The 16,632-nt window shown below is 64.5% G+C and carries 14 protein-coding genes; 6 read left to right on the top strand and 8 right to left on the bottom strand.

Annotated elements, in window-relative coordinates; translation table 11 throughout:
• Positions 1 to 5: 5 nt before the first annotated feature.
• A complete protein-coding gene (locus tag GV035_RS04365; protein WP_159833729.1) occupies positions 6 to 1,640 on the bottom strand; it encodes a peptide ABC transporter substrate-binding protein in 1,635 nt (544 codons plus the stop codon).
• 325 nt (positions 1,641 to 1,965) lie between these two features.
• A complete protein-coding gene (locus tag GV035_RS04370; protein WP_159833731.1) occupies positions 1,966 to 2,436 on the bottom strand; it encodes a VOC family protein in 471 nt (156 codons plus the stop codon).
• A gap of 203 nt (positions 2,437 to 2,639) precedes the next feature.
• Between GV035_RS04370 and GV035_RS04375 the strand changes: the two genes are divergently transcribed.
• The 3 genes from GV035_RS04375 to GV035_RS04385 all read left to right on the top strand — a co-directional run bounded on the left by GV035_RS04375 (position 2,640) and on the right by GV035_RS04385 (position 6,929).
• The gene (locus GV035_RS04375) at positions 2,640 to 3,401 is read left to right on the top strand and encodes an SDR family NAD(P)-dependent oxidoreductase (protein WP_159833733.1); all 762 of its coding nucleotides are present in this window, start codon (positions 2,640 to 2,642) and stop codon (positions 3,399 to 3,401) included.
• Positions 3,402 to 3,458: 57 nt separating this feature from the next.
• On the top strand, positions 3,459 to 5,192 hold the full coding sequence (ggt, locus tag GV035_RS04380) for a gamma-glutamyltransferase (protein ID WP_159833735.1): 1,734 nt from the start codon (positions 3,459 to 3,461) through the stop codon (positions 5,190 to 5,192).
• Positions 5,193 to 5,528: 336 nt separating this feature from the next.
• A complete protein-coding gene (locus GV035_RS04385; protein ID WP_159833737.1) occupies positions 5,529 to 6,929 on the top strand; it encodes an NCS2 family permease in 1,401 nt (466 codons plus the stop codon).
• Positions 6,930 to 7,040: 111 nt separating this feature from the next.
• Here the strand turns inward: GV035_RS04385 and GV035_RS04390 are convergent, their stop codons facing one another.
• The 5 genes from GV035_RS04390 to GV035_RS04410 form a co-directional block, all read right to left on the bottom strand.
• The gene (locus GV035_RS04390) at positions 7,041 to 7,190 is read right to left on the bottom strand and encodes a hypothetical protein (protein WP_159833739.1); all 150 of its coding nucleotides are present in this window, start codon (positions 7,188 to 7,190) and stop codon (positions 7,041 to 7,043) included.
• 126 nt (positions 7,191 to 7,316) lie between these two features.
• The gene (locus GV035_RS04395) at positions 7,317 to 8,438 is read right to left on the bottom strand and encodes a succinylglutamate desuccinylase/aspartoacylase family protein (protein WP_159833741.1); all 1,122 of its coding nucleotides are present in this window, start codon (positions 8,436 to 8,438) and stop codon (positions 7,317 to 7,319) included.
• An 85-nt stretch (positions 8,439 to 8,523) separates the two neighbouring features.
• On the bottom strand, positions 8,524 to 9,333 hold the full coding sequence (locus GV035_RS04400; protein ID WP_159833743.1) for an ABC transporter substrate-binding protein: 810 nt from the start codon (positions 9,331 to 9,333) through the stop codon (positions 8,524 to 8,526).
• 121 nt (positions 9,334 to 9,454) lie between these two features.
• The gene (locus tag GV035_RS04405; RefSeq protein WP_159833745.1) at positions 9,455 to 10,543 is read right to left on the bottom strand and encodes a calcium:proton antiporter; all 1,089 of its coding nucleotides are present in this window, start codon (positions 10,541 to 10,543) and stop codon (positions 9,455 to 9,457) included.
• Between the two features lie 184 nt (positions 10,544 to 10,727).
• Positions 10,728 to 11,159, bottom strand: coding sequence for an OsmC family protein (locus GV035_RS04410; RefSeq protein ID WP_159833747.1), 432 nt, complete (start codon positions 11,157 to 11,159; stop codon positions 10,728 to 10,730).
• A 315-nt stretch (positions 11,160 to 11,474) separates the two neighbouring features.
• On the opposite strand from GV035_RS04410, the gene GV035_RS04415 reads away from it, so the two are divergent.
• Together GV035_RS04415 and GV035_RS04420 are read left to right on the top strand one after the other, a co-directional pair.
• A complete protein-coding gene (locus GV035_RS04415) occupies positions 11,475 to 12,815 on the top strand; it encodes an NAD(P)/FAD-dependent oxidoreductase (RefSeq protein WP_159833749.1) in 1,341 nt (446 codons plus the stop codon).
• Positions 12,816 to 12,928: 113 nt separating this feature from the next.
• Positions 12,929 to 13,582, top strand: coding sequence for a DsbA family oxidoreductase (locus tag GV035_RS04420; protein ID WP_159833751.1), 654 nt, complete (start codon positions 12,929 to 12,931; stop codon positions 13,580 to 13,582).
• 348 nt (positions 13,583 to 13,930) lie between these two features.
• Here the strand turns inward: GV035_RS04420 and ypfJ are convergent, their stop codons facing one another.
• A complete protein-coding gene (gene ypfJ, locus GV035_RS04425; RefSeq protein ID WP_159833753.1) occupies positions 13,931 to 14,803 on the bottom strand; it encodes a KPN_02809 family neutral zinc metallopeptidase in 873 nt (290 codons plus the stop codon).
• Positions 14,804 to 15,225: 422 nt separating this feature from the next.
• Between ypfJ and GV035_RS04430 the strand changes: the two genes are divergently transcribed.
• Positions 15,226 to 16,632: a cytochrome ubiquinol oxidase subunit I gene (locus tag GV035_RS04430; protein ID WP_159833755.1), complete on the top strand. Its 1,407-nt coding sequence runs from the start codon at positions 15,226 to 15,228 to the stop codon at positions 16,630 to 16,632.

Raw genomic sequence — 16,632 nt, forward strand, 5'->3', positions numbered from 1 at the left:
TGTCGTCAATGCTTGACGATGTAGAGGTCCTTGCTGCTGTAGTGATCCATCGGATTCTTCAGCGAATAGCCGCCGACATAGCTACGGACCAGGCGCGGCAAGCCGTATTGCAGGAGCGGCAGCATCGGATAGTCGTCCATCACGAGCTTCGCTGCTTCGGTCAGCAGTTGCTTGCGCTTGACCGCGTCCGTGGTCTCGCTCGCCTGTTTGACGAGCGCGTCGGCCCTCGGATTGCAGTTGAAGTTGTCGTTCTGCTCCGACTTGCACTGCACGAGCGTGAGGAAGGTGGTCGCGTCGTTGTAGTCCGCTACCCAGCCGTTGCGCGCAATCTGGTAATCGCCGTCATGGCGCTTTTTCAGCAGCACCTTGAATTCCATCGATTCGATATCGGTGACGAGGCCCAGCTTCGTCTTCCATTCGGATGCCGCGAAGATCGCTATTTTCTTGTTGTAGTCGCTCGTGTTCATCGCGAAGCGCAGCGTCGTGCCGGGCTTCACGCCCGCCTGTTCGAGCAGCTTCTTCGCTTCCGCGACGCGCTTTTCCATGGGCCAGCTCGCCCATTCGTAGGCCGACACGTCCGCGCCGCTCACGCCCTTCGGCAGCAGGCCGTAGCTCGGCGTCTGGCCGTCGGCGGTCACGCGCTGCGCGAGCAGATCGCGGTCGATCACCATGGAAAGCGCCTTGCGCACGCGCACGTCCTTCAAGAGCGGATCGCGGTTATTGAAGCTGTAATAGCGCGTGCCGAGAATCAGCGAATTGCGGATGTCGTTCGGGAACTGCTGGCGGTACTTCGCGTATGTGCCGGTGGGCAGTTGATACGTCATGTCGTTCTCGCCGGACTGGAAGAGCTTGACGTCCGTGTTCTCGTCCTCCACCGGCAAGTACGTGACCTTCGTCAACTGAACGTGGTCCTTGTCCCAGTAGTTCGGATTCCTGGTGAGCACGAGCTTGCTGTTGACCTGCCAGTCCTTTAACTGGAAAGGACCGTTGCTCACGAGATTGCCCGGCTTCGTCCACTCCTTGCCAAACTTCTCCAAGGTCGCGCGATGCACCGGCCCGAGATTCGCGTTCGACATCAGTTCGGGCAGAAACGGCACCGGACCTGAAGTCTTGACTTCGAGCGTCGTCGCGTCGATGGCGCGCACGCCGAGCGCGCTCGCCGGCTTCTTGCCCGCGACGATATCCGCGCCGTTCAGCAGAAACGGCCCGAAGACGCTCGCGTACGACGACGCCGTTTTCGGGTCGATGAAACGCTGGCAGCCGTAGACGAAGTCGCTGGCGGCCACGGTGTCGCCGTTGGACCAGCGCGCGTTCTTGCGCAAATGGAAAAGCCACGTCGTCGCGTCCTTCTGCTCCCACTTTTCCGCGACGCCGGGAACGACCGCGCCGTCGCCGTTGGTCGCGGTCAGCCCTTCGAAGAGATCGCGCGCCAGATTCGCCGCGCCGACCGATTCGACGAGCGCCGGATCGAGCGTCTCCACTTCCGAGCCGTTGTTGCGCACCAGTTCCTGCTTTGCGGCAAGCGTCACGCCCGGCGGCACGATGGCCGCGGAAGCGGGTATCGCGGCAAGCAGGCAAGCGGTGCTGGCGGCGGCGACTGCCGCGCGATGGAAGGCGTTGAAAGCGGCGAATGACTTCATCGAACTCCTCTTTGTCTCGTTGTATTGCTTGTTTTTGATGCAGCGCGCGCTCTCACGTTTAGCGTCTTTTGCCTAAACGAATGCGCGAGCGTGCTTAGTACGTCTAATGAGCGACAAGCCGTGCGCCGCGTCCGGAATATTTCCGAGCGGCGCTCGATATGCTTGATGACTGGCGGCGAGTATTTCGCATCGGTCAGGCGGATGCCACCCGCAACAGCACCTGATGACGAAATTTTTCGAAATATCGCTCGGACGAGCGATTGGAATCGGTGTCAGGAAGCGGGGGTCGTTGGCTAGATCGCGCGTCGACCCCCGCTCTGGCGAATCAGGCCCCGCCGAAGAGACGTTCCGCGCGCAAGCGCAACTCCTCGGGCGATACGTCTTCCTTGTGCGTCGCGATCCACCAGACATGACCGAACGGATCGCGCACCTTGCCGCCGCGGTCGCCATAGAACTGGTCTTCGACCGGGCGCAGAATGGTCGCGCCCTCGCCGACGGCGCGCTGCACCACGGCATCGACGTCTTCCACGTACAGATGCAGCATCACCGGCGTGCCACCGACCGCGAGCGGGCCTCTCACGTCCATTTCCGGGAATTCGTCGCTGAGATAGAACGGATTGCCGCCGATCAGCAATTCCGCATGGCCGATGCGCCCGCCCGGCTCCTGCATGCTGAAGACTTCGGTCGCGCCGAACGCCTTCTTGTAGAAGTCGATGGCCGCGACGCCGCCCGCCACCGCGATATACGGAATCACGCCGTGACGGCCCTCGGGGATGGGATCGACTGATGCACTCATGAATGCCTCCTGAAATCCGCAAAAGTTGGCCATTGCCGCGTGTGCCGGATAGGCCGCACGCGGCGCACGTTCCATGGTGCCGCTTTTGGCGGACGCCGCAAAGCGTCCGGCCTCTCGCGCCGCTCATGCTTAACAACTTTTCACTATTCGCTTCATACTCTCGGTCGAAGCACGTTCCACTTTCCTCATCAAACGGAGCAGTCATGCACGATCTGAAAGGCAAGTCGATTCTGATCACCGGCGCCAGCACGGGCATCGGCGCGGCAGCGGCCCGCGCGTTCGGGCGTTACGGCGCGAATGTCGCCGTGCACTACAACAGTTCGAAGGAGAAGGCCGAGGAAGTCGCGAAAGACGTGCGCGCGCTCGGCGTGAGCGCGATCACCGTCGGCGCGGACGTGCGCGATTCAAAGGCGATCGACGCCGCCGTCGCGCAAACGGTCGATGCGTTCGGCAAGATCGACGTGCTCATCAACAACGCGGGCAGCCTCGTCAAGCGCGAGCCGCTCGAAAGCGTCACCGACGAACTCTTCGACGAGATCATGCATATCAACGCGCGCTCGGTCGTCGCGTTCACGCGGGCGGCGCTGCCGTCGCTGCGCTCGGGCGGCGGCGGCTCGATCATCAACGTGACGTCGGTGGCGGCGCGCAACGGCGGCGGGCCGGGCGCGCTGCTCTACGCGGCGTCGAAGGGCTTCGTCAGCACGATCACGAAGGGCATGGCGAAGGAATTCACCGCCGACCGCATTCGCGTGAACGCCGTCGCGCCGGGCGTCATCGGCACGCCGTTCCATGACCGCTTCACGACGCCCGAGCAACTCGACGCCTTCCGCAAGTCGATCCCGATGGGCTTCATCGGCGAGCCGGACGATTGCAGCGGCGCGTTCCTCTATCTCGCTTCGGAGGCGCTGTCGCGCTACGTGACGGGTCAGATCATCGACGTCAACGGCGGCCAGTTGATGCCGTGAAGCTCGCCGACCGTGTTATAAGGCGCTAGGTCATACCAAAAAAGGAGAATGCAGGAGATGCCTTTGAAACAGCCATATCGCTTTCGGTCCCTCGCGCTGACCGCCGCTGCCGCCGCCGCGTTCAGCGTCGCGGGCTTCGTCGAAACGTCGCCCGCCTATGCGAAAACAGCGGACACACAGCAGCGCGTTCTGACGAGCTCGGCCGTCGCCGTCGCGGACAAGTACGCCGCCGACACCGCCGAACAAATCTTCAAGCAAGGCGGCAATGCGGTCGATGCCGCAGTCGCCATCGCGTTCTCGCTCGCGGTCACGTATCCCGAGGCGGGCAACATCGGCGGCGGCGGGTTCATGACGCTCTACGTGGACCATCGGCCGTATTTCCTCGACTATCGCGAGCGCGCGCCCATTTCCGCGACGCGCAACATGTATCTCGACGACAAGGGCGAAGTCATCAAGGGCATGAGCCTGTACGGACCGCGCGCGGTCGGCGTGCCCGGCACAGTCGAAGGCATGTGGGAAGCCCAGAAGCGTTTCGGCAAGCTGAAGTGGAAGCAGGTGCTAGCGCCCGCGATCAAGTACGCGCAGGACGGTTTCGTCGTCGGCGATCAGCTGATCGAGCGGCGCGACCGCGCGTCGAAGGAATTCGCCGGCAAGACCAACTTCGACCTTTATTTCGGCGGCATGAAGGCGGGCGAAGTCTTCAAGCAGCCGGATCTGGCGCAGACGCTGCAGCGCATTTCCGACAAGGGCGCGAAAGGCTTCTATCAGGGCAAGACCGCTGAACTGATCGCCACGTCCATGACGGGGCACGGGCTCATCACCGCACGCGATCTGAAGGAGTACAAGGCGGTTTGGCGGCAGCCCGTGGTGGCGAGCTGGAACGGCTATCGCGTCATCACCGCGCCGCCGCCGAGTTCGGGCGGCGTCGGCCTCGTGCAGTTGCTGAAGATGAAGGCCGATCTGAAGGACAAGTTCGAAGGCGTGCCGCTCGACTCCGCGCAGTACATTCACCTCGTCGCGGAGATCGAGAAGCGCGTGTTCGCCGACCGCGCGCAGTATCTCGGCGATCCCGACTTCTACAAGGTGCCGGTCGCGCAATTGATCGACGACGACTACATTCTCAAGCGCGCGCAGGAAGTCAATCCCGACACGCCGTCCGACACGAAGAGCGTCCAGCCGGGCCTCGGCACGTCGATGCCCGAGAAGGCCGAGACGACGCACTTTTCGGTCGTCGACAAATGGGGCAACGCAGTGTCGAACACGTACACGATCAACGGCTATTTCGGCGCGGGCGTGGTCGCGGAAGGCACGGGCGTCGTGCTGAACGACGAGATGGACGACTTCTCGGCCAAGCCGGGCGTGGCGAACATGTTCGGCGTCGTGGGTAGCGATGCGAACGCCATCGCGCCGCGCAAACGGCCGCTTTCGTCGATGACGCCGACCATTCTCACCAAGGACGATCAGGTCGCGATGGTGATCGGCACGCCGGGCGGATCGCGCATTTTCACGTCGATCTTCCAGGTGTTGTCGAACGTCTACGATTTCCAGATGCCGCTCGCGGAAGCGGTCGGCGCGACGCGCTTCCATCATCAACTGCTGCCGCCGAACACGATCTATCAGGAGCCGTTCCATCAGCTCGATCCGGAGGTCGTGAAGCAACTGGAGGCGAAGGGCTACAACTTTGCGATGCAGGGCTTCAACGGCGACATTCAGGCGATCCGCATCAACGGCGAAACGCCCGAGCCGATGTCAGACCCGCGTGGGCGCGGCGTGTCGCGGGTAATTCAGTAAGGTCCGCGGCGGCGCTTTCAGACTGAAAGCGCCGCGTCCATTCCGGACTAGGCGTTTGCCCTAGTCCGGAGTGTCGTCCTTCCCGCTGTGAAGCCCGTCCCAGGCGGGATTCTTAGAAATATAAGAATGCTGGCATGAGCGGCATGTTTCGCGCGGGATTGGACCGCGCGTTTCGTTCCCCTAGTCTCTGTCCTGACCGAGTGCACCATGCGCCGCTGTGCGCGACGCACCCGGCGCATCCAGAACTACATACGAGACGACCCTGACGACAGACTCGCAGTGCGCAGCGACACGCGCACGGGCACCTGTTTCAGCGTGCTGATAAAGGAGCAGCTCATGTTGGAATCCCCCGCCCAGCAGCTTGGCGATATCGCGCCCGTCAACCGGGAACAGGACCTTCACACAGCCAGCGGCGGCGTGCTCGACCGCTACTTCGGCATCTCTCAATCCGGCAGCACGCCGAAACGCGAAGTCGTGGCCGGCGTCACGACCTTTCTCGCGATGGTCTACTCCGTGTTCGTCGTGCCGGGCATGCTCGGCAAGGCGGGCTTCGATACGAGCGCGGTGTTCGTCGCCGTGTGCCTGACGACCGCGTTCGGCTCGCTGCTGATGGGCGTGTGGGCGCGGCTGCCCATCGCCATCGGCTGCGCCATTTCGCTGACCGCGTTCACCGCGTTCGGGCTCGTACTCGGCAAGGGCCTTTCGCCCGCCATCGCGCTCGGCGCGGTGTTCCTGATGGGCGTCGTGTTCACGGCCATTTCGGTGACCGGCGTGCGCTCGTGGATTCTGCGCAATCTGCCGACAGGCGTCGCGCATGGCACGGGCATCGGCATCGGGCTGTTTCTGCTCCTGATCGCATCGAACGATGTCGGCCTCATCGTGAAGAATCCCGCGCCCGGCATGCCGGTCTCGCTCGGTCACATCACGGCGCTGCCCGTGCTGATGTCCGTGGCCGGACTCGCGGCCATCTTTGGTCTGGAGCGGCGGCGCGTGCCGGGCGGCATCCTGCTCGTGGTGGTCGGGCTCTCGGCGATCGGCCTCGTGATCGACCCGTCGGTGCGCTTTCACGGCGTGTTCGCGTTGCCGTCGCTCTCGGCGCCCGGCCACGCGTCGCTGATCGGCGCGATGGACATCAAAGGCGCGCTGTCGATGGCCGTGCTGCCGAGCGTGCTCGCACTCGTGATGACCGCCGTGTTCGACGCCACCGGCACGATCCGCGCGGTCGCCGGCCAGGCGGGTCAGATCGACGAAAACGGGCGCATCGTGAACGGCGGCCGCGCGCTGACGGCGGATTCCATCAGCTCGATCTTCTCCGCGTGTTTCGGCGGAGCCCCGGCTGCGGCGTATATCGAATCGTCGGTGGGCGTGGCGGCGGGCGCGAAGACCGGCCTCGCGGCGAGCGTCGTCGGCGCGCTCTTTCTCGCGGTGATGTTCCTGTCGCCGCTCGCGAGCCTCGTGCCCTCCTACGCGACCGCGCCGGCGCTGATGTACGTCGGCTTGCTGATGCTCGGCAACGTCGCCAAGCTGCACATGGACGACACGGTGGACACGATGTCCGGTCTCGTCTGCGCGGTGTTCATCGTGCTGACGGCGAATATCGTGACGGGCATCATGCTCGGCTTTTGCACGCTCGTGATCGGGCGGCTCGTGGCGGGCGAAATCCGCAAGCTCAACGTGGGAACGGTGGCGATTGCACTTGCGCTCGCCGTGTTCTATCTCGGCGGCTGGGCAATCTGAGCGCGACGGCGCGTTCCCTTCGATGAAATGACAAAGCCCCCGGAAGCGTTCGCTTTCGGGGGCTTTGTCCAATGCTGATGCGCTTTGACCGGGCGTCAGGCCGACGCAGACTTACTTGCGGCGATACGATTCAACGAGGATTTCGCAGTTTTGCAGATGCAATTGCAGGGCGCGATCCCACTCGCGACGCACCGCAGCCTTCGCCGCGCGCATCCACGAACCGAACGAAACGAGCAAAGATTGTTGAGCGGTGGTTTTCATGAGCGTCTCTCGGGGTAAGTAGCTAGGGGATAACCCTAACTATACCCTTTTCATGCTGCACTGCAACCATTTCTCAAAAAAGATACACCGTCCCGCGTCGCGCGCCCGGTCGGATTTTCCGATTCATCACTTCGCCAGCAGTTGGCCGTGGCGCGCAGGTCCGTGGCCCGCGATCCGCGCGACGAGCATTCCCGCCGTCGCGAAACGCGTCCAGTGGCGCGCGTACAGGACGCCCTCCGTTTGCGCGACAAGCGGAATCAGCCGATCCTCCAGCGGATCGAGAATGTCGGCAATCGTCGCGCCGCCGCGCACGCGCTCACCCACCTCACGCCGATGCAGGATCACACCGGACACCGGCGCGTGGATGTACTCGCACCCGGCAAGCGGCGTCGGGCAATGATGAAGCGGCGGCGGCTCGGGTGCATCGCCCGAGATGAAGCCCGCGTGCGTCAGATAATCGACGATTGCCTGCGCGTCGTGCGCCGCCGTTTCGTGCGACACATCGCGCACGCCGCGCAGTTCGAGCGTGACCGGCGTGACGCCCATCGGGATCGGGAAACGCGCGCCGAACGCATCGCGCAGGTAGCGCCACGCCGACGTGCACGCTTCGTCGAACGGCTCGCCGCCCGACACGTCGGCCAGCAATTGCGCCTCGCTGCCGAGATAGCGCGCGAGCGGCTCGATGGCGGGCCACGCAGCGGGCGTCGTGTACAGGTGCGCGACGGCTTCCCAGTCGCAGTGCAGGTCGATGACCAGATTCGCGTCGCACGCGAGACGCATCAGCGCGATGCGTTGCGATTCCAGCTCCGTCGCGCCTTCGCTTGCCGCGAAATGGCGGCGCAGCGCGGCGCGGACGAGTCCGGCGTTGCGCGCGGCGTCGTCGGTGAAGCGGCCGTCGAGTTGCGTCGCGAGCGCAGGACCGGGATCGGGAAAGCGCCGGTTGTAGTCGTGTCCCGACTGCATGTCGAAGCGGCCCATGTGCGTGCCGAACCAGTGCTGATTCAACCCGGCAGGATTCGCGACGGGCACGAGCACGATGCGCGCGTTGAGCCCGCCCGCCGCCTCAAGCGCGGCGAAGCGCCGCTTCAGCATCCACGCGACGACCATGCCGGGCAACTCGTCCGCGTGCAGCGACGCCTGGATATAGACCTTCGGCGCGGTCTCGCCGCCGGGTCCGAACGAATAGCTCGTGATCGCGCGCCGGGTGCCGAGCGCGGCGCCGACGAGCGAGTGATCGTGAATCTGCATCGCATCTGACCTTCGAAACTGCCGCGTAAAAAAGCGAAAGGCACCGCGAACGATGCCTTCCGACGCATGAACGACGCTCGCGCGATTACTGGATCGAGACGTCCGTCGCGAAGTATTTCGCCATGATGCGCTTGAACCTGCCGTCCTTCTTGATCGCGTCGAACGCCTGATTCAGGCCCTTCTGGAGATCGGCGTCGCCTTTGCGCAGGCCGATGGCCGTGCCCGGACCGATAATCGCCTTGTCCTCGACGATCGGCCCGACAAGCGCGAACGGCTTGCCCTGCGGCTTCTTCAGAAAGCCGATGGCCGCCTGCGCCGCGTCCGTGAACATGGCGTCGATGCGGCCCGCGACGAGGTCGCCCTCGACCTGTTCCTGATCGGCGTACGCGACGATCGTCACGCCCTGCGGTTCCCACTTCGCCTTCGCGTAGCGTTCCTGCACCGTGCCCTGCTCGACGCCCACGCGCTTGCCCTTGAGCGCCTGCGGCGTCGGCAGAATGCCCGAGCCGGCGCGCGCGACGAGTTGCGCGTGCGTGTCGTAGAGCGGCTCGGTGAAGTCGATCTGCTTCAGGCGCTCATCGGTGATGCCCATGTCGGAGAGCACGGCGTCGAATTTGCGTGCCTTCAGGCCGGGAATCATGCCGTCGAAATTGTTCTCGACCCAGACGCACTTGACCTTCATCTGCGCGCACAGGGCATTGCCGAGGTCGATATCGAAGCCGACGAGTTTGCCGTCAGGCTGCTTCGACTCGAACGGCGGATACGACGGATCGACGGCGAAGCGGATTTGCGTGATGTCCTTCGCGTGCGCGGACAACGAGGTGATGGCGAGTGCGGCGAGCATCGCGCGCAGAGCGAACGATGCGGACTTGCTGACGAACTTCTTCTGCGACATTCCAATCCTTCGAGACTAGCGGTGATGGCTGACGCGCTTGCGTTGGCGTGCTGCACGAATGCGGACGCGGCGCGCGTTGATCCCTTGCGGGAAAACCCGGAATGTTAGCAAACTGCGAGAGTCACGGCACGACGGAAAGGAACAGAAACGCAGCGAAAATGACGAGATGCACGACGCCTTGCAGCACCGTCGAGCGGCCCGTGCCGAGCGTGATGACGGAGACGATCAGCGTCAGCGCGAGCATCGTGATCTCCTTCGGCGCGAGGCCGAGCGAGATCGGCTGGCCCATGCCGATCGACACGATGGCCACCGCCGGAATTGTTAATCCGATGCTCGCGAGCGCCGAGCCGAGCGCCAGATTCAGGCTTGTCTGCAAGCGGTCGAGCCGCGCCGCGCGCAGCGCCGCGAACCCTTCGGGAAGCAGCACGAGCGCGGCAATGACCACGCCGACGACCGCTTCCGGCGCGCCCGCCGCCGCCACACCGGCCTCGACGGCGGGCGACAGCAGCTTGGCTAGCCCGACCACCGCGACGAGCGACACCATCAGAAACACGAGCGCGATCCACGCTTCGGCGTTGCTCGGCGGCGGCGCGTGCGGACCGTCATCGGCGTCGGCGGATGTCGCCTTCGGCACCAACGGCAGGAAATAATCGCGATGCCGAATGGTCTGCACGAACACGAACACGATGTACAACACGAGCGACACCACGCCGACGAAGACCAGTTGCGACGTGGAGAGCGCGGGGCCCGCGACCGTGCTCGTGAAGTTGGGCAGCACGAGTGTCAGCACGGACAGCGCGCAAAGAATGGCGAGCGCGGCGCTTGCGCCTTGCAGCTGGAAGTCCTGCACGTGATGCCGCAGACCGCCCATCAGCAGACAAAGCCCGACGATGCCGTTGCCGCAGATCATGATCGCGGCGAAGACGGTATCGCGGGGCAGCGCCGCCTTCTCGGGGCCGCCAGAGAGCATCACGGAGACGATCAGCGCCACTTCGATGATCGTCACCGCCACCGCCAGCACCAGCGTGCCGAACGGCTCCCCGACGCGATGCGCGACCACTTCGGCGTGATGCACCGCCGCGAAAACCGCGCAGGCCAGCGCGATCGCCGCCAGCGCCGTCAGCACGGCGCTGTGCATGAGCGCGGCCGCGCCGAGCACGATGAGCGCGAGAATCGGCGCAACGAGGGTCCAGTCGAGCTTGAGTTTCATCGGCGCTCCGGGCGGAGTGAGGTGAATGGGGTCGTCGGCAAGGGTGGGATGCAACCGCCCCGGCCAACGACGACGCCATCGGCATGATAGCGGGCGCAAACACCGCCGACGATGACACGCAATACCACGACACAAAAGAAAACGGACGGCCTGAGCCGTCCGCGACGCGCCGTTCAGCGAGGCGTTACGACACGAGTTCGGCGTTCAGCGTGATCTTGGCGTTGCCGGCGAAGAGCTTCGACACCGGGCAGCCCTCCTTCGCCGCCTGCGCGGCCTTGTCGAACGCGGCCTTGTCCGCGCCGGGGATTTTCGCCTTCAGATCGAGCTGGCAAGACGTGATGGTGAAGCCTTCGCCGTCTTTCTCCAGCGTGACCGTGGACTTCGTTTCGAGGCTTTCCGCCTTCATGCCCGCCTGTTCGAGCTGCAGCGAAAGCGCCATCGTGAAACAGCCGGCGTGAGCCGCGCCGATCAATTCCTCGGGGTTCGTGCCCGGACCTTCCTCGAAGCGCGACTTGAATCCGTACGGCGCTTCGTTGAGCACGCCGGTTTGCGTCGAGATGAAACCCTTGCCGTCCTTGATGCCGCCGCTCCATTTAGCCGATGCCGTCTTTTGCACGAGAGTTCTCCATGAAAATGGTTGCCATTGCGTTCGACCGGGCGCGTTCGCCTGGACGCCGATGACTGCGCGCGCCACGCCCGGTCCCGATGACGCGTGGTCGATGGACACGTCGCGCCGAAGGGACTGCGCGAAGCATCGCGTTCATCGTAGCGGATCGGGGCTCGCGGCGCAGCGAGCGCGCTGGCGCACGACTTTTGTTCGATGGCGAAGCCTCGCCGATTCCCTTAGCATGCTTGCCTCGTCCACTTCATCGGCTCACGCACAGCATGAATGCACTCGCACGACACGCCGCCACTTCAAGCGCCGCTTAGCATGGGACCGCCTACCGAACGCATCGCGGAAGACCGTGTGCTGCCCCAACGCGTCGATGTGGTCGTCGTGGGCGGCGGCGTGATCGGGATCAGCACGGCGCGGTTTCTCGCGGAGAAAGGGCTTTCGGTGGCCGTCTGCGAGAAGGGCCATGTCGCGGGCGAGCAGTCGAGCCGCAACTGGGGCTGGTGCCGCGCCACGCACCGCGACTTGCGGGAACTGGAACTCAGCCTCGAAAGCCTGAAACTGTGGCGTCGCATGGATGCGGAACTGGGCATCGACAGCGGCTATCGCGAATGCGGCATTTTGTATGCCGCCGACGACGCCCACGCCCTCGCCGATCATGAAGCGTGGCTCACGCGCGCCATCGCGAAAGTCGGGCGCGGCGCGCTGGATTCACGCATCGTGTCGCCGGATGAAACCGCCGCGCTCATGCCCGGCGCGGTGCGGCGCTTCGCAGGCGGCATCTACACGCCGAGCGACGGCCGCGCCGAACCGCAGCGCGCCGTGCCCGCGATGGCGGCCGCCTTGCGCGAGCGCGGCGTCAAGATCGCGATGCCATGCGCCGTGCGCGGCGTGGAGACGAGCGGCGGCGCGGTCAGCGGCGTCGTGACGGAACACGGGCGAATTCGCTGCGACAGCGTGGTGATCGCAGGCGGCGCGTGGACGCGGCTTTTCTCGGGCAATCTCGGCGTGGACGTGCCGCAGTTGATGGTGCGTTCATCCGTCATACGCACCGCGCCGCTGCCGGACGGCCCGGAAGTGAGCGCATGCAATCAGTCGGTCGGCTATCGCAAGCGGTTGGACGGCGGCTATTCGATTGCGAATGCATTTCGCAGCTACAGCGATATCACGCCCGACAGCTTTCGCCTCTTCGGCAAGTTCCTGCCCGCGCTCAAGAGCCAAGTCGGTTCCATCAAGCTCGGCTTCAACGCGCACTTTTTCGAGGCGTTGCGCCGCCCGCGGCGCTGGCCGCTCGACCGCCCGACGGTTTTCGAACGCGTGCGCACGCTCGATCCCGCGCCTGTCGACGCGTTCAACGAAACCGCGCTAGCCGAGTTCCGCGCGATCTTTCCGTCGCTCGCGCGTCTGACGGTGGAACAGTCGTGGGCCGGTTATATCGACGTCACGCCGGATGCCGTGCCGGTCATCTCGGGCGTCGAGCGCATGCCGGGGCTGTTTATCGGCACGGGATTCTCCGGCCACGGCTTCGGCATCGGTCCCGGCGCGGGCAAGTTGATGGCGGATATCGTCGCGAACGATGCCCCGCTTGTCGATCCGCACGCGTTTCGGCTGTCGCGCTTTTTCGACGGAAGCAAGATCGAGATCGACGGCGGCTTCTGACGAGCGCCGGGCTGGCGCGGCGCGCTGCGGCACGCGCTAACATAGCGGATTCGCGGTCGACGCCGCTCTACAGCACGCGAACACCGCCGCACTTCATTCGTTCCGAGGCTTTCATGGCATCCACGCCCCTTCTGTTCATCGACGTCTGGTCGGACTTCGTCTGTCCGTTCTGCTACCTGGAAACGCCGGTGCTCGACCAGTTGCGCAACGCTTACGGGGACGCGGTCGAGATTCGCTGGCACGCGTTCGAGTTGCGTCCCGAGCCGGCCCCGCTGCTCGATCCGAACAGCGAGCACATCGCCGAAGCGTGGGAGAAGTCGGTGCGCCCGCTCGCCGACGAGCGCGCGCTGCCCATGCGTATGCCGCCCGTCGCGCCGCGCAGCCGCAAGGCGTTCGAAACGGCGCTCTTCGCGCGTGAGTCGGGCCGCTACGACGTCGTGCATCGCGCGATTTTCAAGGCGTACTTCGAGGAAGGCATCGATATTGGCGATACCGACGCGCTGCTGGACATTGCGGCCACGTGCGGCGTCGATCCAGAACTGCTGGAAGAGGCGCTCGATGAAGGCACTTACACCGATCTCGTCATCGAAGACGAAGAATTCGCGAAGACAATCGGCGTGACCGGCGTTCCGTTCGCCGTGCTGTCGCGCGAACCCGCGCCGGGAAAAGAGCCGCCGCCGCCCATCGCGCTGCGCGGCGCCGCGCCGGTGCAGCATTTTGAAGCCGCCATTGAGCGGCTCTTTCCGGACGGCTTCCCGGGAAGCTGAGCCGGTGCGCGCTGGAAGTCCGCTAGCAGTGATAGAGCACGGAGCTGGCGGCACTTTCGGTCATTAGTTGCCGCCGCGCGATGTTATGCGCATAAATCTCGGACGCAGCTCCGGCTCCGCTCAGCGAACGAAGGATGCGGCGCGTCTGGAGCAATGCGCACGTCGTGCGTCCCTCGTCCTTGCCCGAACGAAGCTCGGACGAGAGATCGCCGCCTTCGGCATGTTCAGAAGCGCCCTCGCCCGCGCGAACGACGAGGCTATCGTCCAGTCGCAGCCGCTCTACGCAGCGACGAATTGCATTTAGCGGCAGTACCTCAATGAAGCGACGCCCCCGGCGCACCTTACGCCCTACAACCCCTGCGCCGAAAACGTATCGCACTGCCTTACATCGCCGGTCGACATGCCCCGCCGCAGCCACCGCTGCCGCTGCGCACTCGTCCCATGCGTGAACGCTTCGGGCACCACCCGGCCTTGCGTTTCCTGCTGCAAACGGTCGTCCCCGATCGCGCCGGCCGCATTCAAGCCTTGCTCGAAGTCCCCCGGTTCGATCAGCTTCGCATTGTCGCGTTGCGCGACTGCTGCCCACACGCCGGCGAAGCAATCCGCCTGCAACTCCACGCGAACGGATAACGCATTCGCCTGCTCAGGCGACATCCGCGCACGCGCACGGTCCACCTTGTCCGAAATGCCGAGCACGTTCTGCACGTGATGCCCCACTTCGTGCGCGATCACGTAAGCCTGAGCAAAGTCGCCGCCTGCGCCGAAACGGTCGCGCAGTTCGCGGTAGAACGACAGATCGATATACACCTTGCGATCAGCCGGACAGTAGAACGGTCCCATTGCCGCCTGGCCCATGCCGCACGCGGTCTGCGTGCCGCCCGAAAACAGCACGAGCTTGGGCGCCGGATAGTCCTGATTGAATTGCGTGCGAAAGATGTGCTCCCACGTCCGTTCCGTATTGCCGAGGACGCGGCGCACGAAGACCGCGCCCGGATCGTTGGCGGGCGGCGCGTCGCTCGGGGCGGCCTGGCGTTGCGGCGCGTTGCCGTGCAGAACTTGCGCGCCGTTGATGATCGTCATCGGATTGATGCCGAAGAAATACGACGCCGCCAGCGCGACGATGATCGTCCCGATCCCGATCGACCCGCCGCCAATGCTGAATCCGCCCGACCCGCGCCGGTCTTCGACGTTCTGACTTTCCGCTTCATCATCGAGGCGCATGCTGATTTCTCCGTTATGTTCGCGCGTCGCGCGCGGCTCACCAAAGCGATTATCGTACCCGCGCTTCCGCCCTCCCCGGCGCAGCCGGTCCGTCAAAGTTCGTCAGCTCACTTCGATGCGAGCGCATTGCCGAATGTACGCCCATGCGCGTGATGCAGTGCGGTCGATTGTCGCGACAAATCGCGGACGCGTCGCTCGGACCATGCGCCGACGCCATCTCGAAATCCGCGCCGTATCAAGCTGATAGGCGCGCTAACGCGTTGAAACTGCGGCATTTCCGCGCAAGCGTCGATAGCTGACGCAGCGCAACATGCACAGGGGATCCGCGCTAAGCTCCGCTCCATCATCACACGCAATCTTGAAAACAAAGGCGCCCCCAGACCACGCAGCGCGAGCGCGCGAATTTCACGGCACATGTCATCATGCAATCGACTCCTGAAGCACTCGATCTGGCGCGGATACAGTTCGCGTTCACCGTATCGTTTCACATCATTTTTCCGGCGCTATCAATCGGGCTCGCGAGCTTCATCGCCGTGCTCGAAGGCGCGTGGCTCAAAACCGGCAAGCCGGTCTACAAGGAATTGTGTCTTTTTTGGTCGAAGGTGTTCGCGGTCGCGTTCGGCATGGGGGTGGTGTCGGGTGTCGTCATGGCGTACGAATTCGGCACTAACTGGGGCGGCTTCTCGACCTTCGCCGGTCCCGTCACCGGGCCGCTTCTGACCTACGAGGTGATGACCGCGTTCTTTCTCGAAGCCGGCTTCCTCGGCATCATGCTGTTCGGCTGGAACAAGGTCGGCCCGAAGGCGCACTTCGGCGCGACGCTGATGGTCGCCATCGGCACGCTCATCTCGACGTTCTGGATTCTCGCTTCCAATAGCTGGATGCAGACGCCGCAAGGCTTTCGCATCGAGGGCGATCACGTCGTGCCGGTCGACTGGTTCGCGATCATCTTCAACCCGTCGTTCCCGTACCGGCTCGCGCATATGGCGATTGCCGCGTTCATCGTCGCGGCGCTCGTCGTCGCGGCAACGGGCGCATGGCATCTGCTGAAGGGCCGCCGCGATCCGGCGATCAAGAAAACGTTCTCGATGGCGCTCTGGCTGCTGCTCGCGCTGACGCCCATTCAGGCGCTCGTCGGCGACGCGCACGGTCTCAACACGCGCGAATATCAGCCGGCGAAGATCGCGGCGATCGAAGGCATCTGGGACACGGAGAAAGGCGGCACCGCGCTGAACGTGTTCGGCATTCCCGACATGCAGGCGGAGACGACGAAATACGCAGTGCGGATTCCTCATCTCGGCAGCCTGATCCTCACGCATAGCTGGGACGGCGAAATCCGTGGGCTCAAGTCTTTTCCGAAGGACCAGCGCCCCAATTCGACGCTCGTGTTCTGGAGTTTTCGCGTGATGGCGGGCCTCGGCGTGCTGATGATCCTGATGTCGATCGCGGGATGGCTGCTGCATCGCAGGCGCAGGCTGTTCGACGCGCGCTGGTTTCATCGCTTCGCGCTCGTCATGGGGCCGACCGGCTTCATCACGCTGCTCGCGGGCTGGGTCACGACCGAAGCGGGCCGCCAGCCGTGGGTGGTCTACGGCGTGATGCGTACGGCCGATGCCGTCTCGCCCGTCACCGCGCAGCAGGTCGGCGTGTCGCTGCTCGCGTTCGTGGTCGTCTACACGATCGTCTTCGGCACGGGCATCTATTACTTGTTGAAGCTGCTGCGCCACGGCCCCGCGCTGCCGGGCGAGACGCCGCACGCGCCGCTTGGGTCGGCGGGCACCGCGCGCCGGCCGCTTTCCTTGCCCAATCAGTCCATCGAAGGAGCATGA

The organism is Burkholderia sp. 8Y (assembly GCF_902506145.1).
Classification (GTDB): domain Bacteria; phylum Pseudomonadota; class Gammaproteobacteria; order Burkholderiales; family Burkholderiaceae; genus Caballeronia.